At 46.0% G+C, this 23515-nt stretch carries 19 protein-coding genes; 6 read left to right on the top strand and 13 right to left on the bottom strand.

All coding sequences use genetic code 11. The features are described from left to right. Window positions 1-231: 231 nt before the first annotated feature. On the top strand, window positions 232-1500 hold the full coding sequence (locus MHB37_RS02960) for an NAD(P)/FAD-dependent oxidoreductase (RefSeq protein ID WP_405168911.1): 1269 nt from the start codon (window positions 232-234) through the stop codon (window positions 1498-1500). A 449-nt stretch (window positions 1501-1949) separates the two neighbouring features. On the opposite strand, the gene MHB37_RS02955 is transcribed toward MHB37_RS02960, so the two are convergent. From MHB37_RS02955 to MHB37_RS02945, 3 genes are all read right to left on the bottom strand, one after another. Then, window positions 1950-3227 (bottom strand): ABC transporter permease, encoded by a 1278-nt coding sequence (locus MHB37_RS02955; protein WP_143762772.1) that lies wholly within the window; start codon window positions 3225-3227, stop codon window positions 1950-1952. After that, window positions 3206-3946, bottom strand: a complete 741-nt coding sequence (locus tag MHB37_RS02950; protein WP_036676805.1) for an ABC transporter ATP-binding protein — start codon at window positions 3944-3946, stop codon at window positions 3206-3208. The genes MHB37_RS02955 and MHB37_RS02950 overlap by 22 nt, the downstream gene beginning before the upstream one ends. A gap of 160 nt (window positions 3947-4106) precedes the next feature. Further along, window positions 4107-5450, bottom strand: coding sequence for an MFS transporter (locus tag MHB37_RS02945; protein WP_339281630.1), 1344 nt, complete (start codon window positions 5448-5450; stop codon window positions 4107-4109). Window positions 5451-5799: 349 nt separating this feature from the next. On the opposite strand from MHB37_RS02945, the gene MHB37_RS02940 reads away from it, so the two are divergent. Continuing rightward, entirely contained in the window at window positions 5800-6267 is a 468-nt protein-coding gene (locus tag MHB37_RS02940; protein ID WP_036676802.1) for a MarR family winged helix-turn-helix transcriptional regulator, read from the top strand. Between the two features lie 735 nt (window positions 6268-7002). Here MHB37_RS02940 and MHB37_RS02935 read toward each other — a convergent pair. The 4 genes from MHB37_RS02935 to MHB37_RS02920 all read right to left on the bottom strand — a co-directional run bounded on the left by MHB37_RS02935 (window position 7003) and on the right by MHB37_RS02920 (window position 9831). Beyond that, window positions 7003-7203, bottom strand: coding sequence for a hypothetical protein (locus MHB37_RS02935; RefSeq protein WP_405168910.1), 201 nt, complete (start codon window positions 7201-7203; stop codon window positions 7003-7005). A gap of 68 nt (window positions 7204-7271) precedes the next feature. After that, complete coding sequence (locus MHB37_RS02930; RefSeq protein ID WP_405168909.1) at window positions 7272-8780, bottom strand: MDR family MFS transporter; 1509 nt, start codon at window positions 8778-8780, stop codon at window positions 7272-7274. A 30-nt stretch (window positions 8781-8810) separates the two neighbouring features. After that, the gene (locus MHB37_RS02925; protein ID WP_076279657.1) at window positions 8811-9365 is read right to left on the bottom strand and encodes a GNAT family N-acetyltransferase; all 555 of its coding nucleotides are present in this window, start codon (window positions 9363-9365) and stop codon (window positions 8811-8813) included. A 184-nt stretch (window positions 9366-9549) separates the two neighbouring features. Continuing rightward, complete coding sequence (locus MHB37_RS02920) at window positions 9550-9831, bottom strand: hypothetical protein (RefSeq protein WP_036676794.1); 282 nt, start codon at window positions 9829-9831, stop codon at window positions 9550-9552. Window positions 9832-10059: 228 nt separating this feature from the next. Here MHB37_RS02920 and MHB37_RS02915 point away from each other — a divergent pair, with 228 nt between their 5' ends. Then, window positions 10060-10539 (top strand): GAF domain-containing protein, encoded by a 480-nt coding sequence (locus MHB37_RS02915; RefSeq protein ID WP_036676791.1) that lies wholly within the window; start codon window positions 10060-10062, stop codon window positions 10537-10539. Window positions 10540-10625: 86 nt separating this feature from the next. On the opposite strand, the gene MHB37_RS02910 is transcribed toward MHB37_RS02915, so the two are convergent. The 3 genes from MHB37_RS02910 to MHB37_RS02900 all read right to left on the bottom strand — a co-directional run bounded on the left by MHB37_RS02910 (window position 10626) and on the right by MHB37_RS02900 (window position 15548). Beyond that, window positions 10626-13058 (bottom strand): glycogen/starch/alpha-glucan phosphorylase, encoded by a 2433-nt coding sequence (locus MHB37_RS02910; RefSeq protein ID WP_076193750.1) that lies wholly within the window; start codon window positions 13056-13058, stop codon window positions 10626-10628. A 100-nt stretch (window positions 13059-13158) separates the two neighbouring features. After that, window positions 13159-14262 carry a glucose-1-phosphate adenylyltransferase subunit GlgD gene (gene glgD / locus MHB37_RS02905; protein ID WP_036676786.1) on the bottom strand — a complete coding sequence of 368 codons (1104 nt, stop codon included), beginning with the start codon at window positions 14260-14262 and terminating at the stop codon, window positions 13159-13161. A 122-nt stretch (window positions 14263-14384) separates the two neighbouring features. After that, window positions 14385-15548, bottom strand: a complete 1164-nt coding sequence (locus tag MHB37_RS02900) for a glucose-1-phosphate adenylyltransferase (RefSeq protein ID WP_076275458.1) — start codon at window positions 15546-15548, stop codon at window positions 14385-14387. A gap of 475 nt (window positions 15549-16023) precedes the next feature. Between MHB37_RS02900 and MHB37_RS02895 the strand changes: the two genes are divergently transcribed. From MHB37_RS02895 to MHB37_RS02885, 3 genes are all read left to right on the top strand, one after another. Continuing rightward, window positions 16024-16707 carry a response regulator transcription factor gene (locus tag MHB37_RS02895; RefSeq protein WP_405169577.1) on the top strand — a complete coding sequence of 228 codons (684 nt, stop codon included), beginning with the start codon at window positions 16024-16026 and terminating at the stop codon, window positions 16705-16707. Next, entirely contained in the window at window positions 16704-18287 is a 1584-nt protein-coding gene (locus MHB37_RS02890) for a cell wall metabolism sensor histidine kinase WalK (protein WP_076186276.1), read from the top strand. Before MHB37_RS02895 ends, MHB37_RS02890 begins: the two co-directional genes overlap by 4 nt. 61 nt (window positions 18288-18348) lie before the next feature. Then, window positions 18349-18915 (top strand): FAD-dependent oxidoreductase, encoded by a 567-nt coding sequence (locus MHB37_RS02885; protein ID WP_036676776.1) that lies wholly within the window; start codon window positions 18349-18351, stop codon window positions 18913-18915. A gap of 390 nt (window positions 18916-19305) precedes the next feature. On the opposite strand, the gene galU is transcribed toward MHB37_RS02885, so the two are convergent. The 3 genes from galU to MHB37_RS02870 form a co-directional block, all read right to left on the bottom strand. Beyond that, window positions 19306-20226 (bottom strand): UTP--glucose-1-phosphate uridylyltransferase GalU, encoded by a 921-nt coding sequence (galU, locus tag MHB37_RS02880; protein WP_175617382.1) that lies wholly within the window; start codon window positions 20224-20226, stop codon window positions 19306-19308. An 18-nt stretch (window positions 20227-20244) separates the two neighbouring features. Then, window positions 20245-21231: a glycosyltransferase family 2 protein gene (locus tag MHB37_RS02875; protein ID WP_076138397.1), complete on the bottom strand. Its 987-nt coding sequence runs from the start codon at window positions 21229-21231 to the stop codon at window positions 20245-20247. A gap of 78 nt (window positions 21232-21309) precedes the next feature. Next, window positions 21310-23439 (bottom strand): glycosyltransferase family 39 protein, encoded by a 2130-nt coding sequence (locus MHB37_RS02870; protein WP_405168908.1) that lies wholly within the window; start codon window positions 23437-23439, stop codon window positions 21310-21312. Window positions 23440-23515: the final 76 nt, after the last annotated feature.

Here is a 23515-nt window from a genome sequence, read left to right as displayed (position 1 = left end):
GCCGATATTTGCAATAAGATATCCTTAACCGCACCAATAATTACAATCACACCCCAAAATGGACAAATTACCCTACATGCTTAGATTAAAGCACAGGATTACTCTCCTGACAACGATAATCACCTAATGATTGGACAAGACTGGTTACATGTGAATCAGAATGGTATGATTCCGTTAGGAATACCCGCGGAAATCGCTTCCGTGTCTTAACATGTAAAGGAGTAAAATTTCATGAGCAATTACGATGTGATCGTCATTGGAGGCGGCCCTTCGGGTCTAATGGCAAGCGTGGCCGCCGCAGAACACGGGGCATCCGTTCTGCTAATCGACAAGGGAGCAAAACTAGGCCGAAAGCTCGGAATATCCGGTGGCGGACGCTGCAATGTTACCAACGTCAAGGAAAGAGACGAGCTAATCGCCCATATTCCAGGAAACGGGCGTTTTTTGTATAGTGCCTTCGACCATTTTAATAACCAGGATATCATCGCCTTTTTTGAAGGTTTAGGCATTGCATTAAAAGAAGAAGATAACGGGCGGATGTTTCCCGTTTCCGATAAGGCCTCTAGTGTCGTCTCTGCCCTAATCAGCAAAGTACGGAGTCTAGGCGTGCAGATTATGACCGACAGTCCCGTCTCAAGAATAATCTATGACGAAGGGGCTGTTAAGGGAGTCCAGCTGAGCTCAGGCAAGACGATCGCCTGCACTGCTGTTATCATCGCCACCGGAGGCAAGTCTGTACCACAGACCGGCTCCACTGGAGATGGCTACCCTTGGGCAGAAGCCGCAGGGCACACGATCACCGAGCTGTTTCCGACAGAGGTGCCGATTCTTTCACGGGAAGAATGGATTAAGTCCGGCGAGCTGCAAGGCCTGTCGCTACGTGATGTAGCCCTCACTGTGTGGAATCCTAAAGGGAAGAAGGTCATCTCTCATCGAGGAGATATGATATTCACCCATTTTGGATTATCAGGGCCCATTGCACTGCGGTGCAGCCAATTTCTGAGACAAGTCCAACGTAAATCCGGCACAGATACGGTGGAGATGTCCATTGATCTCTTCCCTGATCTGAACACACAGGAAGTAGAATCTATGTTGCAGGATAAGCTGGATCAGGAACCTAAGAAAGCGATCCGCAATTCGCTGAAAGGACTGTTGCCAGAACGTCTCATCCCCCTCTTGCTGACTAAAGCTGACTTAGATGGGGATACAACTGGCCATCACGTCTCCAAGAATGGGTTGCTTCTATTAGCTGGGATTTTGAAACGCATGCCGGTTTATGTGCATGGCACCCGTTCCCTATCCGAGGCCTTTGTTACCGGGGGCGGGGTAAACCTGAAGGAGATCGATCCCAAAAGAATGGAATCGAAGCTTATGCCGGGGTTATTCTTCTGCGGCGAGGTACTCGATATCCATGGCTATACAGGAGGCTACAATATAACAGCGGCCTTCTCAACAGGATATACAGCAGGCAAGCACGCTGCTGACATTCGACTGGAATAATCTCTAATGCAACGTGAATATCCTCCAAGCAGCTTACTACTTTGAAAATGGCGGTCTGCGCGATTCTCTCATTAATTGGAGAATCGCTCCTCTGTTTTGGGTTCCTCAGCTGCTATGTGGAGCGTCTGTCCTAATCAGCTACTGCGGCTTCGGACCCAGATGACGTTATTTGCGAATTTATCACCTTATGGACAGTGTTTCGGACTCCAACGACGCTATTCATTATAGCGAGGCTCATATAGGGTGTTTTTCATGGAAATAGCAACTATGGAGTCCGTTAGCATCCCAAAAGTGGAAAAATAGTATGTTTAGGGGCAGCTGTGTCCGATAGGCTAGCTAGGTACCTCGTACGTACGTGCGTGCAATAGACCGAATCAAGACAAAAAAAGAAGAGTGCCCCAGCAGCCTTTTCACGGCTTATGAGGCACTCTTCCGTTCTATTTATATCTTTATTTCGCTAAGCGAAATGTTCCAAATATTCTAGAGCTAAACAGTGCAACGATATAACCTAGCGGGATGAACAGGATAATCCCAAACCATCCATATAAGGAAATACAGATCAGCGCAGAACAAATGATTGAAAAAGGAAGCAGTAAGATAGGGATCGCACGCAGCCCCGCTTCGGCTTTTTGTTCCTTTGAAAACGGCAGAATTCCGATGTAATCATCTCCCACGAATAACGACCAGAACGACAACAGCCAATTGGTCATGAGAGAAACTAAAACTATAAATCCTAGCCATTTGAACCCTGATGGAATGATAAATATCGCTAGAAGGGACACAGCAGTAAACGATAAGTAGAGCTTTAAATGAGCCGGATTCCGTACAAGTGCCTTAATCGCTGCCGCAGAGAAACGACTCTCGGCAGTTTTTGATTTTAGCAAAGGCTGTGATTTCCGGAAAATCCACGGCTTATGGCGGGTCGGACGTGGCTTATCCAGTACACCGCGGAGTAATAGGGCCGCTATTTTCATCCGCTGCTTATAATCTTCACGCACATCGTTCATGAATGTCCCACGCATCACTATACGCCGCTGAAGAGCGATTACCGCTACGACTGCAAAGAGTGCTGCGATCAGCAGCATAAAAACTGGACTGTTGTTCCAAAACGCAGCTGCACGGAAATAGATCCCACAAGGAACGGAGATGGCCAGAATCAGCCACAGCCAGCGCCGCCAGCCTTGCTTTTGTACTTTTACAATATGCCCCAGTAATTTAATGCACCAGCTACATGCCAGAGTCAGAGCGAACAGCGCCCATACCTCTGATGACAGCATTCCATATCCCCGAACCAGAAAAGGTAATAACAGCACAAAAGCTGCACAGAACTTCAACGATGTTACGATCAGGCTGTACAGCAACCCGCGAAACATAATCGTATTTATCCATCGCTGCCGTTGTCTTAGAAATAATAGATCGCCTTCCTGCAATAATAGCACCAGTCCCCCTCTACAGAGCAGGAGCACAAATAATGAAGGAATGAGCATAAACGGCAAATCTCCACTCCAAGCTGGCAATGCCTCGTTCCAGAACCCGTAATATAACCGTCCTCCCAGAAATCCCCCGGGAATCAGTATATATAACAGCACAGTCCAATCGGCAGCCGTACGGATAATAGCAGATTGCTCACGCCAATGAGAAAATAATCGCCGCCAGAATAGCTTTTTGGAGGTAGGAAAAGCAAACCCTCGCTGCTTCTGCTTACTCATGTCAGTTCGTCGAAGCAATCAAACAACGACGCCTCCGGCAGCCCAGCATAATCACGTATATCTTCGAGCGTTCCTGCAGCGGCAACCCTGCCACCCGAGATCAGCACAAAATCATCGCAAATTTTCTCAGCAGTATCCAATACATGCGTAGACATTAATACACCAGCTCCGCGCTGCCGCTCCGCTTCCAGCAGTCGCAGGAAATCTTTAGTGGCCCGAGGATCCAAGCCGATAAAAGGCTCGTCCACAATATAAACATCCGGCTGTACCAAAAAGCCAAGCATCAGCATCATTTTCTGTTTCATACCCTTAGAGAAGCCAGCTGGAAGATCATCACGGACATGGTTCATGCCGAACTGCTTCAGTAACCTCTCCGCCGTTTCTTGAAACTGCTCATATTTTAGTCCATAAGCAGCAGCAGCCAAATCTAAGTGTTCCCATAAGGTCAGGTCCTCATAAAACACCGGTTGCTCCGGTACATAAGCATAAGATTTATTAACTCCATTAAAGGAGACCTTAGCTTTGGTATTCTTAAGCAAACCGAGCAGTGTTTTGATTGTAGTACTTTTTCCCGCACCGTTTGGTCCGATCAGTCCGAGCAGCTGTCCACGCCGCACCTGAAATGAAATATCGAATATGCACGGGGCACCTGCTTCATAGCCTGCTTCATCGATCTCAACATCGAGTACAATCTCTTCGTCGCTCTCGGTATCCCCTGTTATTTCTACATTCTCCATATTCGCCAACTCCTAAATATTTCTAATGAATATTATTATCGAAATTCCAATCCAGAAAGATAGCTTCTCTAATCGTACTATATATACTTTCTCCAAGGAAGCAAACTGATTTTTTCACAGCTCAGAGAACTACTCTCCTATTTAAAAAAGAAACCTCCCATTAAAGAGAGGTCTGTCCGAGAAGCTCTAGGTTATTTGTTGCTGAAATTTCTTCTTCACGTTTAATTGCCGCTTCATCTCTACGCTCGATTTTACCACGCAGCATTAACAGTAACACTCCGAGCAGGGCTGTAAGCAAACCAGAGAGAATGAAAGCCGGGACAGGTCCTGACGCTGTAACTAAAGCCCCACCGGCCACAGGTCCCAAGATAACAGCCGCACTTGTTAGACTGCCTATAGTTCCAAATACACGGCCCGTGTATTCCGCAGGGGTCCGCTGTTGCAGCATAGAATTGAAGGGAATGAATGCAAGGCCTGCTCCCACACCAGCAAACATAAAAGAACCAAATAAAGCGATGTTCATCCATAATCCAGCCTGACCGTGGGCAGTTACAATTCCTGCACTTGAGAAAACAACCCCCATAATTACAGCTCCCAATCCCATAAAGACGAGCGTATGTTTACCACTGCCTATACGGCTTACAAGCAGGGCTGACAGTAAGGTGCCAAGACCACTGGCTGCCACACACCAACCCAGCAGATCACCGTTCACACCCGGAATTTCCCGGAATAACGTTACAATCTGCGAATCACCAATTTGCAGCATTAGCAGCACTAGCACCAGCATAGCAATCCCGCAAAGTACTACAGGCATTCCCGCGATCACCTGCAGACCCGCCGACATTTCTTGGCGAAAAGACTTCTGAGCACCATTCTCCCCTGTGCTATCCTCTGCTGCATCTTTCTTCAGTGCAGCCGCACGCGGCAGTCCTATTAAGATGACCGCCGATAAAATGAAGGTAGCCGAGTCAATCACATAACAAGCGGCAATACCAAATGCGGCAACCAGCAGTCCACCTAGAGCAGGACCTACAATTTTGGTTATTTGTTCAATAGATGAGCTAAGCGCCATGGCTTTATCCATCTGGGCCGCAGGGACAAGCTCCTTGAGCTTTCCGCTTTTGGCTGGTGAAAAGAGTACATCCATGATCCCTTTAGCCACCAGCAGGACATATACCTGCCAGAGAGAACCTGCAAATACCAAACAAACAACGATTCCGGCACGAGCTAGATCCGAACCAATCATCAGCGCCTTGCGGTTAAAACGATCACTTAAATAACCTGCGAACGGTCCTCCTAAGAGCAACGGCACAGCCATACATAAAGATATAGCCGTAATTTCCCACGGTGTCGCATTCCATTTAAAACCTACCATTGTCAGTAGCGCTAGGATATGCAACCAGTCTCCCACATTCGATACAAGCTGTGCGGCAATAAGCAGCATAAAGGGCTTATTCGCCGTCAGCTTTCCTTCTTTTGAATCATGAGCCAGTTGTTCCTCCATCTTACTTCACTCCCCGTTACTATTTCTCGATGAAGTAATAGTAAAATATTGGAGAACATCAATCATCCGTCTGGAGGCGTAAATAGCGCTTGAACCTAAGGCTGAAATTCTTATCCTTTCAAAGACTGAAATCAAAAAAACCTTCGTTTTTATCGTATTCAAAAAATTGTTTGATTTTTAATAATTAAAAGTGTGCTCATTGTGACAAATCACATGTTCTTCATTCGCTCTTTCACGTATTCTAAGGTTATCTCAAGGTTCGTTGCACAGGTAACCCGTGCACTAATGACTATTGATTGCAAACTGTGCGATGAGTTCACACATGATTAACGATAGAGGGTGGAGAAGCATGATACAATCTTACGAACGTGATACGCAATTAACACTACATTTGTACCGGGTATTTGCCAAGTCTTTTAAGAGCATTAATGAACATGCTGTTACCGGCAGCAAAATTGAAGGTTTTAATCCGACTGCCTTTGCCGTTATGGAAGTGTTGTACTATAAGGGACCACAACCCATTCAACAAATTGGCGCCAAGCTGCTGCTGCAAAGCGGCAACGTTACTTATGTAATCGATAAGCTTGAGGAACGCGGCTATTTGCAGCGTAAGCCTTGTCCGAGCGACCGCCGTGTGATTTTTGCGGAGCTGACTACGGAAGGTGAACGTCTCATGAATGAGATGTATCCGAAATATTCAGAACGCCTGCATCTTGCTTTCAGCGGTCTGAATGATGATGAGAAGGAACAAATGATTGTTCTGCTCAAAAAGATGGGTCTACAAGCTGAGAAGCTATCCCCTCTTCCTCGTAAGTAAGAGTCGCTTATTTATGTGTTTTAGACAAGCTGTTATTGATTTCTGTTAATGGTAAAAAGAAAACCAATAGGCGATTCTCCGATTTATTTGAGAATCGCCCATTGGTTTTCTTTGTTCTGCGGCAGCTTACTTGAGCAGATGATATAAGTCCTTATGACCCCTCTGAGCAAAATTTGAGTGCCTTTTTACAGCCTCCGTTAGCCGAACATTAGTTGGGAACTGATCAGTTAGGGCAGTAAGTCGATGCCGAAGACGGACCTTGAGGTCCGCTTTTGGCAAACCTCGGATCATAGTCATCCTTATTCGGCAGGACTAGCGAGCACACTTCCGACTGGATTTGGCGTAGCACACCTCCGATTGGACTTGGCGAGCACACTTCCGATTGGACGTCCCTTCTAGCTAACCGTAACTATAACTCTCAGTAAAATCCACTTTTGATATAACCCGCTATATTTTCAGCGCCCGATCTTGATGGGAACCTGAGCAGTAACTAAAGGAATAACTGCATTCTATACAGCTATTTCGTATGCAAATCGGATTATTCTAACTTTAAGTGTATTCTGTACAATTAAAAACCAGAAAAAGTACCCTTAGGCGAGTAAATCAAGAAAATAGATGTACTAAATACAGCTATATCCATTGAAGAGTTACCGACAGGATTATAGTTGTACGAAATACAACTAAATATGCCTAACGACTGCTTCCACTGCTTCCATCGACGCTCTACTCTAGAGGTTACATCAATCTGGCGTGCCACCCATCCGTTATTCCATGTGTCATTCCATGCATCACTCCGTGCGTCACTCCATATGTCATTCCATGCGTCTTTCCGTGTGTCATTCCATGTGTCTTTCCGTACGCCACTCCGTGCGTGATTCCATGTGTCACCCCATGCGTCATTTCATGTGATACTCCGTCCGTTAGTCCATGCGTCATTCCATGCGCCACTCCAGGGAGTAAATTCGTATGGTTCAACCACTTTAACACGCTATCTACCTATTAAGTTATGCCTTTTTCAAGGACGATGAAGCATCCTCTACTGAAGGCACACCCTTGCGCAAACCCCAGGAAATTATCAGCGACAAAACAGCGAAAACTGCCATTACGATAAATAATGAATGAAGACCACCTTCAAGGGCATCACGCAGACTGTTTGATACTTCCCCAGACAGGTTGGTTCCTGCATGCGATCCAAGCAGCTTATTAATATCATCTCCTGAGATGTTCGAATCTGGTTGTTTTCTTAACAGCTTATCAATATTCAAGTTCAGCCAGGAACCAAAAATAGCCACCCCAACAGTCTGTCCTAAAGAACGCGTGAACGCATTAAGCGCTGTAGATGCTCCCCGTTGCTCATACGCAACAGAGGACTGCGCGATAATCGTAAAGACTGTAGAAGAATACCCAAAGCCAACTCCACAGACCAGCATCAAGCATAAGAGCAGCAGCTGTGAAGACTCCCCTGTTAAGAAAGCCAGGCCAATAGCCCCCGCAGCGATCATAATCAACCCAAGCATTGCGGTTCGACGCGAACCCGCTTTTAGAATCATCCGCCCTCCGGCGATCGAACCAAACATCCAGCCTACCGACATCGGCGCCAGTAGCAAACCTGAGATGGCGGCGCTTTTTCCGGATACACCCTGCACCCATAATGGCACATACGTAGAAAGCCCAATAATTAATGTGCTTACCAGCAGGTTAGCGCCTGTAGATACTGCGATATTGCGGTTCGAGAATAGACCCAGCGGTAACATAGGTTCAGGAGCACGACGCTCCACAAAGAAAAATAAGACTAGCAGGATAACAGCCACACTTAGAGTTGCAATTAGCAGTGGGGATGTCCACTCCAGTTTCTGTCCTCCTGTGGAGAGACCGAAGAGTAATGCGCCCATACCAGCAGCGAATAGCAGCACCCCTGCCACATCAATTTGTGCTTTCCGGCGTACCTTCTCTTCCTTCAAATAACGGGCAATAAATACCATTGCTAGTAAACCAAATGGCAGATTAAAGACAAATACCCAGCGCCAGCTTAGGTAATCTACAACATATCCTCCAAGAAGAGGGCCTACCAAAGAGGAAATCCCCCATACAGAGCTAAGTAATCCTTGTGTCTTCGCTCTCTCTTCAATACTGTAAATATCCCCGATAATGGTAAAGGTCATTGGAATGAGCGCACCCGCGCCAATCCCCTGTATTGCCCGGAACAGGATCAGCTGCTCCATACTTTGCGAAATACCGCATAATAATGAGCCTAATAAAAAAACAGCTGCCCCCCACATGAACACAGGCTTGCGTCCAAAGAGGTCACTGATTTTGCCGAAAATAGGAGTAGTAATAGCCATTGCCAGCAAATAAGAAGTGAATATCCAGCTAAGCCACTGCATTCCCTGAAATTCACCTACGATAGCTGGACCCGCTGGTCCTGTTACCGTTCCTTCAATCGCAGCCAGAAAGGTAGCTAGCAGCACCCCTATCAGTATTAATTTACGTTCTAAATCCCCTGTTGACTTCAATGTTCCAAACCCTCTCTTTATGTAATCAAATCATTGCCATTCCCCACGCAGAAGCGCATGTAGAGTCACATCCTGAAAGCCGGAAGGTGTTTGACGATATTGACGCAGTATACCTTCCTTCTGAAAGCCGAGCGTTTGAACCAGCCTCTCCGCACGATTATTATCAGGATGACACAGCGCTTCTATCCGATTCAGCCCCATCCTATTGAAGCCGAAGTTGAGCACTAAACCAAGCGCTTCTTTCATATATCCAAGCCCCCAAAAGGCAGGCGCCAGATCGCAGCCAATTTCCCCGCGGTAAGCTCCCTGTAACTGCCAATAGTTATACCCGCAGCTCCCTATAACTTCACCTCCGGGTCCTACAATACTCCAGCGTAAGCTGTCCTCTTCCTGAGCCATCTGTGATAAAAATGCAATCAGTTGCTTAGTCTCTTCGATAGAGGATAATGCTGGAGCCCCCAGCCAGCGGGTGACCTCTGGATGAGACCAGATCTGATACAATGCTGAAGCATGTTCAGTAGTCATAGCACACAGCTTCACTCTACTGCCGACCAGTGTGGGTATCACTCCATTGCAGATGTACAAGTCTCTGCCCCCCTTCAACTTATCAATTATACATCATTCAAGAGTATATCCTTAAGATAAAAGTTCTAAATTCTTTAACATTGAAAAGAACAAATTCTACGCGTTAACGTAAAAAGACGTCTGCAGCAGGGAGCAAACACTCCCTAAATACAGACGCTTTTTATTCAACTTAACTACAATGATTTCATTCTGCTTCATGAATAACTTCACTGCATAACACCTGAAGTTTGGCTCGAATATCCTTGAACTCTTCAATTCCAGTCCCCGTAATACTGTACCCTTCGGTATGGGCAGTCAGAAAGTTGTCCAGTGTCAGCTTTTCCAATTCCTGTTTCACTTCGCGTTCTCCTACACGATACCCCAGATCTTCAAGTCCGAGCAGCATCTCTGAGATCGTCACATCTTTATCCCGTGCACAATAAAGCATATGAATTCCTATGAACAAGTTCTGTACATCAGCGCGCATATTCCACCTCTTCCGGCTATATAGCCTTCGGTATTTATACTAGCATTACCCTCTGACCGATCCTCGGAAACATTATTGTAGCTGTTCCGCATTTCATGGACTTCAAGGAACATTCCATATTGTTACAGATTGGTATTGTCGCTTGACGTATCATGTCTAGCTGTACTATGTTGATAATTACAGTTATGAGTTCATATTTGAATTTAAAGTACAGGAAGGTGATGCTTCATGTTTCAAGCTATGCCTTACGATGGAACACGCAACGAGCAGTTTGAAGCGGTTCTAATCCAACTAGAAGCATTAGTAAAGGACGAACCAAGTGCTACGGCCAACCTGGCCAATGCTTCGGCACTGCTTAAACACGCTATGCCGGATACGAATTGGGCCGGTTTTTATTTATTTGATGGCAAGGAGCTTGTGCTCGGGCCTTTCCAAGGTCTTCCTGCCTGCATCCGCATCCCGTTGTCTCGTGGAGTCTGCGGAACGGCTGCTGCGGAACGACGCACGTTAGTAGTTGGAGATGTGCATGCATTCCCGGGACATATCGCCTGTGACGCCGCTTCAAACAGCGAAATTGTTGTCCCGCTGATCAAGGATGATCGTTTGCTTGGCGTACTCGATATCGACAGTCCGCTGAAAGATCGTTTTGATGATGAGGAACGCCGGTTCCTGGAGCGGTTCGCAGCCCTGGTATCGGAAGTTATCTAAAGCAGCTCTGCCCTATAGAGCATAAGAAATAGGCTGTCTCATTTGTAGGAATCTTCTACTTATAAGACAGCCTATTCTTGTTGAGCCTATAGCCGTACCGGACTGATATTCCAAATCTCCGCGGCGTAGCGGCTAATCGTGTTATCACTTGAGAATTTACCGGAATGACCAATATTTATAATAGACTTTTTCAGCCACTCCTGACGGTTGCGGTATGCCCGGTCAATCTCGACATGAGTCTCGACATAACTTGCGAAATCCTTAAGCACAAAGAATTCATCGTTATTATCCAAAAGAGAATGGAAAATGGTCTCAAACTCCGCACCATGACAGCATATAGGTCCCGGATTAACCAACTGATCCAATACTTCCTTCACACGGCTATCCCCATTGTAGATATCACGTGCGTGATAGCCACCATGCTGATAATAATCCATTACCTGCTCAGCACGAAGACCGAACAGGAACATATTGTTGTCCCCTACCATCTCATGCATTTCCACGTTAGCACCGTCCATCGTACCTACGGTTAATGCACCGTTCATCATAAACTTCATATTCCCCGTACCGGAAGCCTCTTTACTCGCTGTAGAAATCTGTTCACTAATATCCGCAGCAGGAATGATCTTCTCGGCCAAGGATACCGAATAATTCTCAAGGAAAAAGATACGGATCTTGCCTTTAACATCCGGATCCTTGTTGACAGCCTCCGCCACAGTATTGATCAGCTTGATAATTCGCTTCGCCAAATGATAGCTTGGTGCCGCCTTTGCTCCGAATATAAACGTGCGCGGTACCATATCCATCGAAGGATTATCTTTGATTTGGTTGTACATATGCAGAATATGCAAAATATTTAGCAGCTGCCGCTTATAAGCATGCAGGCGCTTCACCTGAACATCAAAGATAGAGTCGGGGTCTACATGTACTGAATGCTTGCTGTAAATGTATTCAGCCAACTTGAGCTTATTCCGCCGTTTAATGCTGGCTACTTGTTCCTGAAAGGAAGCATCCTCACAATATTTAATCAAGCCAATCATCTCTTGCGGATGGCTCATCCAGCGGGTTCCTATCGATTGATTGATAAGGTTAGCCAGATCCGGATTGGCATGCATCAGCCAACGCCGGTGAGTAATCCCATTCGTCTTATTATTGAAGCGGTGCGGGTACATTTCATTAAAGAGCCGCATTTCGCGTTTCATCAATATTTCTGTATGCAGCGCTGCTACCCCATTGACACTATGGCTCGCCACAATCGCCAGATGAGCCATGCGAACCTGATCGTCATGAATAATTGCCATCTGTGAAATCCGGTCCTGATCACCGGGATAACGACTCATCAGCTCGCCGCAGAAGCGGGCATTGATCTCTTCAATAATAAGAAAAATACGTGGAAGCAAGTCCCTGACCATTTGAATAGGCCATTTCTCCAGGGCTTCGCTCAAGATCGTATGATTTGTATAGGACACCATACGAGTTGTAATACTCCACGCTTCATCCCATCCTAATCCATGTACATCCATCAGAATCCGCAGCAATTCAGGAATTACAAGCGTCGGATGTGTATCATTGATATGAAGTGCAACCTTGTCGGGCAGCGATTGTATAGGGAGTCCAAGCTTTCCAAAGGTTCGCAGAATACTTTGCAGGCCAGCGCTGCAGAGGAAGTATTGCTGCTTCAACCGCAACAGCTTGCCTTCGTATTGAGAGTCATCCGGATACAGGAACTCCGAGATGGATTCTACGGAACGCTTATATTCCAGGAATTTATGATAGTCTGATCCGGCAAAAGAGCCAAAGGTTCTGGTAGGCTGGGTGATGGACTCCGCGCTCCAGTTGCGCAGTGTATTCACATGCCGCCGATCTGCACCAATGATAGGCACATCATACGGAACTGCACGAACGGCCTCATATTGACTATGCTCAAAGACAAGACGCCCGTTCTCCTCGCGAGTCTCAATCACGCCCCAGAACCTTACTTCTACCTGCTTGTCTTCACGACGCACTTCCCATACATTATCATTTTGCAGCCAGTAATCGGGCAGTTCCACCTGATACCCGTCAACGATTTTCTGCTCGAACAGGCCGTATTTATAACGTATACCGCAACCATGCCCCGCATATTGCAGGGAGGCCAGTGAATCCAAGAAACAAGCAGCTAGACGTCCAAGTCCTCCATTGCCAAGCCCAGCGTCGGCTTCTACCTCCTCAATATCCTGCAGCGAGAAACCAAGATCGGCCAATCCCTCACGCACGACCTCCAGCACGCCCATATTCAGCAGATTGTTCCCCAGAAGTCTTCCGATCAGAAACTCCATAGAAAAATAGTATACCTGCTTATCCTTATCCGTCTTGTACTTTTGATTGGTATCCGCCCAATTTTTCCCGGCATTCTCGCGAATCATGTTGCCTAATATTTTATAGACATCAGCATTCGAGGCTTCCTCCAAAGGTTTGCCCAATTTACTGATGAGCGTCTCGCGAAACACCTGTTTGAAAGTTTCTTTATCGTTAAACAACAGCAGGTTCCTCCTGACAAAAGCTTTTTTTAGGGATGCATTAGACTATGCCTGTAGATCAGATAGGTTATACTGTTTCGTTTCATCTAATCCAGTTGGTTTATATTTTGCTGCTCTTGGCGATCACAAATGGACGTTTACTATCCCCGACGAGAATTCGATTCTTACTTAAATGTACGTCCTTATCCATGATCACATTCTCAATAACAGCATCTTCCTCTATAATGCACTTCTGCATAATTACAGAGTTGATGATCTTCGCTCCTTTACGTACCTGAACCCCACGAAAGATCACGCTGTTCTCCACCGTTCCCGCTATAATGCAGCCGTTAGCCACCAGTGAATTGCTGACATTTGCGCTCTCTAAATATCGGGTAGGAGCCTCATATTTAATCTTCGTCTGCACTGGACTTTCTTTGAACAGACTAAAGTAATTCTCCTGCTGAAGCAGCTCCAGACTATTCTTATAATAGCTTTCCAATGAATTAATTACGGCATGATAGCCATGATACTCATAAGCAGCGATTTTGAATTTATGGCGGTTTTTCTGAATGACATCACGGAAAAAGTAACTCTCCCCATGTGCAATGCAATGTTCCACCTGCTCCAGGAACAGTTTTTTCTCCATAATGAAGATATCGAGATATAAATTGGGATGATCCTTCTCATGATGGATATTGGTCACATTATTCTCTTCGTCCACTTCAATACGCTGGCATAACTCATGCTCTGGCTGCAATTGCTCTATTTTTTTGTATACTACTGTAACATCGGCACCCTTCTCCAAATGGTAGCTGTACAAGTCCTGGAGATCGATAGTATTAATATGCTGGCTGCCGGAAAACACAATATATTTAGCAGATCCCCGTTTAAAAAGATCCAGATTATTATGATAATGCTGAAGGTCGCCAAGAGAAGTATCGGTGGGATCATTCCAGTCCGGAGGCAAAATAAATAGTCCCCCATGCTTGCGATTCATATCCCAAGATTTCCCGTCACCCAAATGGTCCATTAAAGAACGGTATTTACGGCGAACAAACAGGCCCACGCTCTCCAGATCCGCACGCATCATATTGGAAAGCACGAAATCTATCAACCGATAACGACTGGCAAAAGGTACGGCTGCACCACAGCGGAAATAAGTGAGTTCATTTAGTTTATCGAGTTCATGATCCAGATTAATTACACCCATGAGTTGCTTCATCGGAATCCACCGTCCTCTTATAATTTATAAGAAAGTATAAGTTTCACTATATACTTTATCCTTATAAATCTCGCATAAACGCTTACCGTCCCTAGAAGGACGCCGAAGGCGTTTTAGCTTGATTATATGGTTTTGGCCACAGCTGATTTACGTTTTTTGCTTTTATTGTCGATCAGCAGAATTTCGTTCTCGTTCTCCCGCTCGATGCCTATTTCCATATAATCGTCGATTATCGTATTCTCACTAATAATCGCTTTATGAATGCGTACGTTCTTACCAATCTTAACCTTAGGCATAATTACGGAGTCCGTAATCACACTGCCTTCACCTACCTCTACGCCATAAAAAAGAACCGAGTGCTTCACTTCACCATGCACAATGCAGCCTTCATTAATAATGCATCCTGACACTTTCGCCCCAGGTGCGACATATTGGGCAGGTTGATTCGGATTACGTGTAAATATGCGCCAGCTGGGATCATTTAGATTAAGCGGTGGATTATCGCTCAGTAAATCCATATTCGCTTCCCACAGGCTTGCTACCGTACCGACGTCTCTCCAATACCCTTCAAAAGGGTACGCAAATAAAGAGTTCCCATCTTCCAGCATCAAAGGAATGATATCTTTACCAAAATCGTGAGATGACCCTATATTCTCTCCGTCCTCCAGTAAATGCTTGCGGAGAATTTCCCATTTAAAGATGTACACACCCATAGAAGCTAGCGTGCTTTTTGGCTGTGCAGGCTTCTCCTCAAATTCGTAAATTTTCAGATCATCCTCCGTATTTAAGATTCCAAATCGACTTGCTTCCTCCAGCGGAACGTCAATCACAGAAATTGTGCAATCTGCATTTCTCTCCTTGTGGTATTGCAGCATAGCATGATAATCCATTTTATAAATGTGATCACCGGATAGAATAAGAACATGCTCGGGGTCGAACTGATCTACAAATTTAAGATTTCGATAAATCGCATCGGCTGTTCCCCGATACCAGCTGCTTCCATTCTCACGTTCATGCGGTGGCAATACGAATACTCCACCATTCTTACGGTTCAAATCCCAATCACTGCCTACTCCGATGTAAGAATGTAGTATAAGTGGCTCATACTGTGTCAATACACCAACAGTATCAATACCCGAGTTGGAGCAGTTACTTAAAGGAAAGTCGATGATCCGATAAGTGCCCCCAAAATAGACAGCGGGCTTGGCAAGCGATTTGGTTAAACCTTTCAATCTTTTGCCTTGGCCTCCAGCCAATAGCATGGCTACCATTTCTTTTTTCTTCATGGAAAAGCCTCCCTTGACTTATGGGTAATATAAAGTTCAGCAAACCTAGGATGAATGAACAGAATTCCAAAAAGAAGTGAATTAGAAAAGAAATACACCAGAAAGAAATGAGCCTTGATAGGAAGATGACAAAGTTGAAAAAACGAGGAAGGAAATTTTACACGTTCGGATGATCTAACCTAAAATAGGGAGAGCATTCTCCAAAATCAGGAGCCTGAATCAGGAGATTATCCTTATTGTAAAGTGTTCTATATTCTTCGTCAAAACCCTTTATCGCAATTCCGAAAATCCGGAATTTTTAACCCTGTTTGTCATTAAACACGTTAATATTCCTTATAACTAGATTAACCAATTTAAAGCCATGTGAAAGAAATTCACTCATTTATTCTAGAAAAAGAATCATTCGGTCTTCAGCAAATATTCAACCGGATATGGCATAATGAAGCTATCTATCACCGATTTGGAGGAACCTATGATGAAAGCAGTACAAGGAGTTCGACTTCTGCTCGTAGATGATGAGCCTCATATATTACAGTTCCTGGAGCTGGGTCTCCTTAACGAAGGTTTTGAAGTACGAACCGCGTCGGACGGGCTAAGCGCCATTTCGATTGCAGCTGAATTCAAGCCCCATGTAGCTATCCTGGATGTTATGATGCCGGGTATGGATGGATTCGAGGTATGTCACTATCTGCGCTCAGAAGAGACAGAGGTAGCTGTCATCATGCTTACTGCAAAAGACGAAGTGGATGATCGCGTAAAAGGACTATCTATTGGTGCTGACGACTATATGGTCAAGCCCTTCAGCTTTGATGAATTACTAGCGCGGATCCAAGCGCGGCTGCGGAATCAGTTTCCGGGGCTGCTAGGTGAGGTCCGCTGCGGTTCTTTCCGAATTGACAGTCGGCGAAAGGAAATTCGCTTCAGGGAGGAAGTACTTGAACTCTCCCCTACGGAATACGAGTTATTACAGTATCTCGTTATCAATCACGGCCTTGTACTCAGCAAGCCTATGATTCTTGATAAAGTGTGGGGCTATGATTTTGGCGGTGAGGAAAATATTGTTGAGGTCTATATCCGTTCGCTTCGTGAGAAGCTCGGAGATAAGGAGCACCGTATTATCCGTACCCTGCGGGGTGCAGGCTACCGGGTGGATCTATGAGCACTCCCATCTTCAGATGGCTTCGCAGACTGCCTGCACCACGTTCCCTGCGTAAACAGCTGCTTGCCACATCGCTGCTTATTCTATCAGGATTGCTGCTGCTAATTGGAGTCTTACAATATATCCTTATGCGAGATTTTATATACAGCAATAGAGCCGAGTCTATGGAAGCGCAAATACGTTCTGTCCCCCGTGAGATGTTCTTTAACTTTTTTAATTCCTATGACGAGGACAGCACAGGTATAAATGACACAAACAACGAGTTTAACAGCAATTTCCCGTTGGAAAGAGAAGACATGAATAAAATGCCAAGTGGGCTGCGAACTGGCGAGAACCGGCGTCCGCTTTTGCTTGATGCCCATACAACTCTCGCCATGTACAGCTCGGATGGCACCTTCAGGGATTTACAGCAATTAACCCTCTCAGATATAGCAGCACCCAGGCTGACCAATGAGCAATACGATGCGCTGCTGATTCACACCACGGATAGGGCAACAGGAAATTACAAGCTCATCCAAGCTGAAGACGGCACTGAACATCTAGCCATATTCATGAATCTTTATAGGCCTGGAAATACTAGATTGCTGCTGCAAATGAGTGTGAGCACGGGGCCATTGACGGATGTGATAATGCAGCAGCTGCTGATCTACGCAGGTTTGTCAGTGATTGCTTTATTGACTGGATTATTCCTATACTTGCCGGCCCTGCGAAAGACGTTAGTTCCTCTATCTAATATGGGAGAATCGGCTGAGATCATTAATGCCGGTAATTTGGATATTCGGTTTCCAGTTGACCAAGGACAGGCCGAGATCGACAAGCTTGCTCATTCATTCAATGGTATGCTCGAACGTCTCGAAATATCCTTTCATAATGAACGGGAGGCCAAGGAGCAGATGCGCAGGTTCGCTGCCGATGCTTCCCACGAGCTTAGAACTCCGCTTACCTCAATACACGGTTTTCTTGAGGTCTTGCTGCGGGGCGCCGCCGATAATAAAGAACAGTTATATAACTCGTTGCGAAGCATGCATGGTGAATCGAAACGGATCAATAAGCTGGTCGAGGATCTGCTACTGCTCGCTCGAATGGATGGAGCTCCACAGCTGCAGATGACTGATCTGATTCTCAGCGAGGTAATTCACGAAATGAAGCCGCATCTGCTTTTGCTCGCGGATCAACGTAAAGTTACTTTTGATATCTCCTATGGCATCCGTGGTAAATATGATCCCTATAAGCTCAAGCAGGTGATTCTGAATCTGTTCCACAATGCAGTTCAGCATACCAATGCCACGACAGGGAGCATTCATCTCTCTTTACAAGCGGAAGGAAATCAAGCTCTATTAAGCGTGCGGGATAATGGCTACGGAATTCCCGGAGAGCACATCCCACATATCTTTGATCGATTCTACCGCAGTGACTCCTCTCGTACACGTAAATACGGCGGATCAGGGTTGGGTCTCTCCATTACAAAATCTATTGTCGAGGCACATCACGGCAAGATTAGTGTAAATAGCACCGTTGGCGAGGGCACAACGTTTACGGTTAGTCTGCCTTGCGAGGAAGGATTAGCCAAGGAAGAGTAACAACCGTTATAATTAAGAGGAACTGGAGCATCGCTCCACAAAACTTTTAGGAGGTAAATACATGTACGAAATCGCCGTAATTGGCGCCGGTCCTGCCGGTGCAAGCGCAGCCCTGTTCGCCGCCAAGGCGGGCAAAAAAACGCTGCTGATCGACAACGATAAGGGCATGACCCGCAGAGGTTGGTTTGAGAACTTTTATGGAATTTCCGAAGTAGGTGGTCCTGAGCTGGTCGAAACCGGCCACAAGCAAGCCGTTAAATTTGGCGCTGAGCTGGTTTCCGAACAGGCTATCAACCTCACCTCCAGCGGCAATGGTTTTGTCATTGAAACTGAAGATGGAATTATCTATGAAGCAAAACATGTCATTCTCGCCACAGGCGCCCTTACAGATCTAGCTGCCAAAGCTGGCGTAGAGACTAAGGATGGTACAGAGCCAAGAATCAAAACTGTAGTAGCCGTTGATGCTGAAGGCAAAACGAATATCGCAGGCATTTGGGCAGCTGGTACTGTTGCTGGAGTAAGTGTACATGCCATTATTACCGCAGGCGATGGTGCGAAGGTAGCTATTAATGTAATTAGCGAGTTAAATGGTGCGCGTTACGTTGATCATGATGTGCTGAAAGCTTAATCTATACTCAAAACATAAATCCGGAGGATGATTCTTAGGAATCGGTCTTTCGGATTTTTTCGTCACCCAGGAGAAACAAGTTACGAAATTTAAAAATAACTGCACTTGATGCAGCTATTTCATACAATAACACCCACACGGCTGTTTTAAGTGTATTTTATGCAACTAAAAACAGGCTAACTGAGCATTCTAGCTAAAATGTAAAGATATAGATGTATCAAGTACAACTAAATCGATTTGCAGCTGTCCCCCCATACTTTTAATTGTATAAAGTACACTTATTTGCTCGTCCCTCACCGTCCTTTGAACACCACACGCAAAAAAACTGCTTCAAAACCTCATCCCACCGCCGAAGCCGATGTTATGATCGTTTGAAACAGTTCCTCTCCCTCAACTGTGTATACTCCAATGCAAGGAATCCACTTCTTCTTCTCTTCCCTTAAGACTAGCAGCCAGCTCCTGCAAATACGGAACCAATAATGGGCGCAAATCCTCCCGCATCAAACCTACCTCCAGTGTGGCTTTAATGTAACCAAATTTATCACCAATATCATAACGTTTCCCGATTAAATCCAGCGCCAGCAAGCCTTCTTGCCGGCATACCTCGTGCAAAGCATCCGTCAGTTGATATTCACCGCCCGCTCCACGTTTGAGGTTAGCCAGCACTGAGAATATCGAAGGCTCCAAAATGTATCGCCCCATAATGGCGTATTCTGAAGGTGCTGTTTCAGGCGAGGGCTTCTCTACCAATCCTTTTACTTCATGAACTCCATTTAGTGAGCCGCTGGAGGCTATAATCCCATATTTGTTAACCTCCTGCCGTGGCACCTGCTGCACACCGACGATAGTCTGCTCCTCTTGCTCATACAATCTCATCATCTGCAGCAGCGCCGGGTCCTCCGAAACCATAATATCGTCACCAAGCAAAACAGCAAAAGGTTCATCACCGATAAATTGTTCCGCACAAAGGATGGCATGGCCTAGTCCCAGCGGCTCTTTTTGCCTAATGTAATGGATGCTCGCTAGCTCACTGATTAGCTGGACTTCACGAAGTAGATCCTCTTTCCCTTTTTCCAAAAGCGTCTGCTCCAGCTCCACCGATTTATCAAAATGATCTTCAATCGACTTCTTATTGCGGCCGGTCACGATGATAATACTTTCAATACCAGAGCGGACGGCTTCTTCTACGATATATTGAATCGCTGGTTTATCCACAATGGGCAGCATTTCTTTTGGCTGAGCCTTAGTGGCAGGCAGGAAACGAGTGCCTAAGCCCGCGGCGGGAATGACAGCTTTTCTAATCTTCATCATGAATCCCTCCCTTGCAGTTTATTTACGGAGATGGGTCACAGGGTGCTCACGAATGTTCTTTTGCTGCCCCTTACCTTCATAGAACTCTTGGACAATATAAAGCGGACGTCCCTTAGTTTCGTCATAAATCCGGCCGACATATTCACCTAGTATTCCTAGCATAATGAGTACAAATCCGTTGAAGGTCAGCGTAATTCCAATCATCGAAGCCCAGCCCTTAACAACTGAGTCTGTAAAAATCACCAGGTACAAAACATACATAAGGTACAGAAAACCAGAAGCCGACAGCAGTGCGCCCAAATATCCTGCCAGCTTCAGCGGCTTATAGGAAAAGGAGGTAATTCCGTCCAAAGAGAGCTTGATCATACGTTTTAGTGGATATTTAGTTTCCCCCGCCAGACGTTCATCCCGTTCATATTCAATCGCCTTCTGACGGAAACCAACCCAGCTGACCAGTCCGCGCACGAAACGGTTTTTCTCCGGTAGACGTTTGAGCTCTTCGCAGACCCTACGATCTATAAGCCGAAAATCACCCGTATCCACAGGGATAGAAATATCGGTTGAATAACGCAGAATTCTATAAAAGAGGCTGGCCGTCCACTTTTTGAATAAGGATTCACCATTACGCTTCACCCGTTTAGCATATACAACTTCATACCCCTTCTTCCATTCCGCAATCATGTCCAAGATCAGCTCAGGCGGGTCTTGCAAATCAGCATCAATAATGACAACTGCATCCCCAAGGGCATAGTCCATTCCGGCAGTAATAGCGATCTGATGTCCGAAGTTACGTGACAAATCGATCAGCTTCACACTCTCATCCCAGTAGCTATATTCCTCGATCATCTGGGCACAGTTGTCGGTGCTGCCGTCATTCACGAAGATCAGCTCATACACTTCCTCCGTCATTGCCATCACTTTTTTAATACGGCGATACGTTTCCTGAATGACTGCCTCTTCATTAAACATCGGTATAATAATGGAATAGCGCACGTTGATGCTCATGAGCAGCTCCTCCTTTAATTTGAATGCTGAAGCGTGCCTGCAAATGTATTAGCACGCTTCGTACTCTAAAACACTGAACTAGTTAACTGTAACTTTGTATAACGTTCCGCTGTTACCAGCATCGTTTCCTGCCCAATCCGCTGCTGGAACCTCTGTACCATTGTCGGTAATCCAGGTAGATAGCGTAGAGTTCCCTCCACGTCCACCCCCCATACCGCCGCTGCTCAGCAGGAAGTATTTCACCTTTCCACTCTCTACTAACGCCTCTAGGGTATCTGTGGTATATACTGTGTCCGAATTGGAAAACCCGTTCAGAATAACAACCGATGCCCCCTTATCGACGATATAAGGAGCTGCTGTGCCATAATCCAATACGGCAAACAGATAAGGCTCCCCAGTATTATTTTCCTCCAGATAGGACAACAGACTCTCGTTCGCACTTGTGGCGCTATTACGCCCAAAGTTGCTAGAATTGCCGCCCATTCCTCCTCTGCTCTCACTGCTCCCTGGTCCTGCTTCAGGGGTTTGGCTATTCAGGCCATAAGTAATTGGGGTAGCTGCCCAGTAGAGCGGGCCAATTAACAATACTAGTACAGCAACAATACTTGCCGAGAAAACAAATGGCTTCTGCTTGCCTTTAAGAACGACCAGCACCAAAGAAACAACTATACCGGCAGCCAGAATGCCAATCGACCAGCCCCTGCCAATCGTATCGTCATAAGGATGAATAATGTACCATTGAAAAACTGCTGTAACCAGCGTCGCAACTGGCAATAGCCATGACAGCCAACCAGAGTGCTCACGATACAGACTCCAGAGCTTTGACCAGCCTGCACCGACCAGCGCGGCTATCGGCGGAGCCATCATCACCAGATAATATTGATGGAAGAATCCCGCAATACTGAAGAATCCCATCACCGGCACCAGCCATGCTAACCAGAATAGAGCTTCTTTATGCCCTTGCGTAAAGTTCCTTCTCCGCAGATTAGCGAATAATCCAATACAACCAAACAATACAAAAGGCAGCATCCAGCTTGCCTGACCTGACAGCTCTGATTGGAACAGGCGCAGTGGACCTGCGGTTCCAGTATTGAACATTCCACCTCCGCCGCCATTCATGCCGCCGCGTTGTCCTTGACCCCCACCTTCACCACCAAATTGCCGGTTTTGATTATCTGTTCCGCCGCCGGGTGGTTGCCCTGGAGAACCTCCATCATCGGCGCCATTTTGACTGTCTGAGGTTGAATTCATACCTTGCCGACCCGAAAATGATCCACGTCCGCTATCCGTACCATTTTCAGCATCTGCCCCGTTCATAGCGGGTCTTTCACCGTTCATAGCTGGCATCTCGCCATTCATGTTCGGCATCTCACCACCATTCATTGAAGGCATTCCACCTCCGCCACCACCTGTCCCCCGATCACCCGTCAATCGGGCGACACCATTATAACCAAAGGCAAGATTGAGCACGGAGTTAGTACCGCTGCTGCCGATATAAGGTCGTTTACTAGCGGGAATCGAATCCACTATCACTGCCCAGGATAACGAGACCACGAGTAATATAGCTGTCGAGGCCGCTAATACTCCAGTTTTTCGCTTCCAGTTCACTTTCGCAGCCAAGACATAAAAGAGATAAAAAGCCGGCAATACCATATAAGCCTGCAACATCTTCTCATTAAACCCAACACCGATTAAAGCGAATGCGGCAAGGAGACTGCCCAGCTTATTACTCTTCGTTCCTTTAAATAAAAACCAAACCGCCAACAGTAACGTGAATACTAACAAAGCATCAATGTTATTCGTCCGGCTAACAGCCGCCGCTACTGGAGTTGTTGCCATGGCCAGCGCTGCTAAACGAGCTGCTGCTTTACCAAAGGTAGGTTTTACCAGAAGGTATACGAGCAACACGGAGCCCACGCCCCCAAGCGCCTGAGGTAAAATTACACTCCAGCCATGCAGCCCGAAAATGAGTGCGCTAAGAGTCTGAATCCAAAAGGTGACCGGTGGTTTATCCACCGTGACTGAACCTGCAGAGTCGAGTGAAGCGAAGAAGAAATTATGAAAGTTTTGCAGCATACTTCCCACGGCAGTGGTGTAGTATGTATTCACATAGTGGTCATTCCAAACTCCATAACCGTACAAAAAAGCAGCGAGTATTAAAATGAGCCACAGTATAAGATCCGAGCTTATTTTTCTAGCAAAACTCATCTCCATTTCACTCCTATCCCTTGATCATTCTATATGCCGGCAGTTCTGTAACTCCGGCCCAAGCTTTCCGTAGGTG

This window comes from Paenibacillus sp. FSL H3-0286 (assembly GCF_045040705.1).
In the GTDB taxonomy this organism is placed as follows: domain Bacteria; phylum Bacillota; class Bacilli; order Paenibacillales; family Paenibacillaceae; genus Paenibacillus_AQ; species Paenibacillus_AQ odorifer.
The sequence above is the reverse complement of the archived record's forward strand: the minus strand, read 5'-3'. Positions and strand labels throughout refer to the sequence as shown.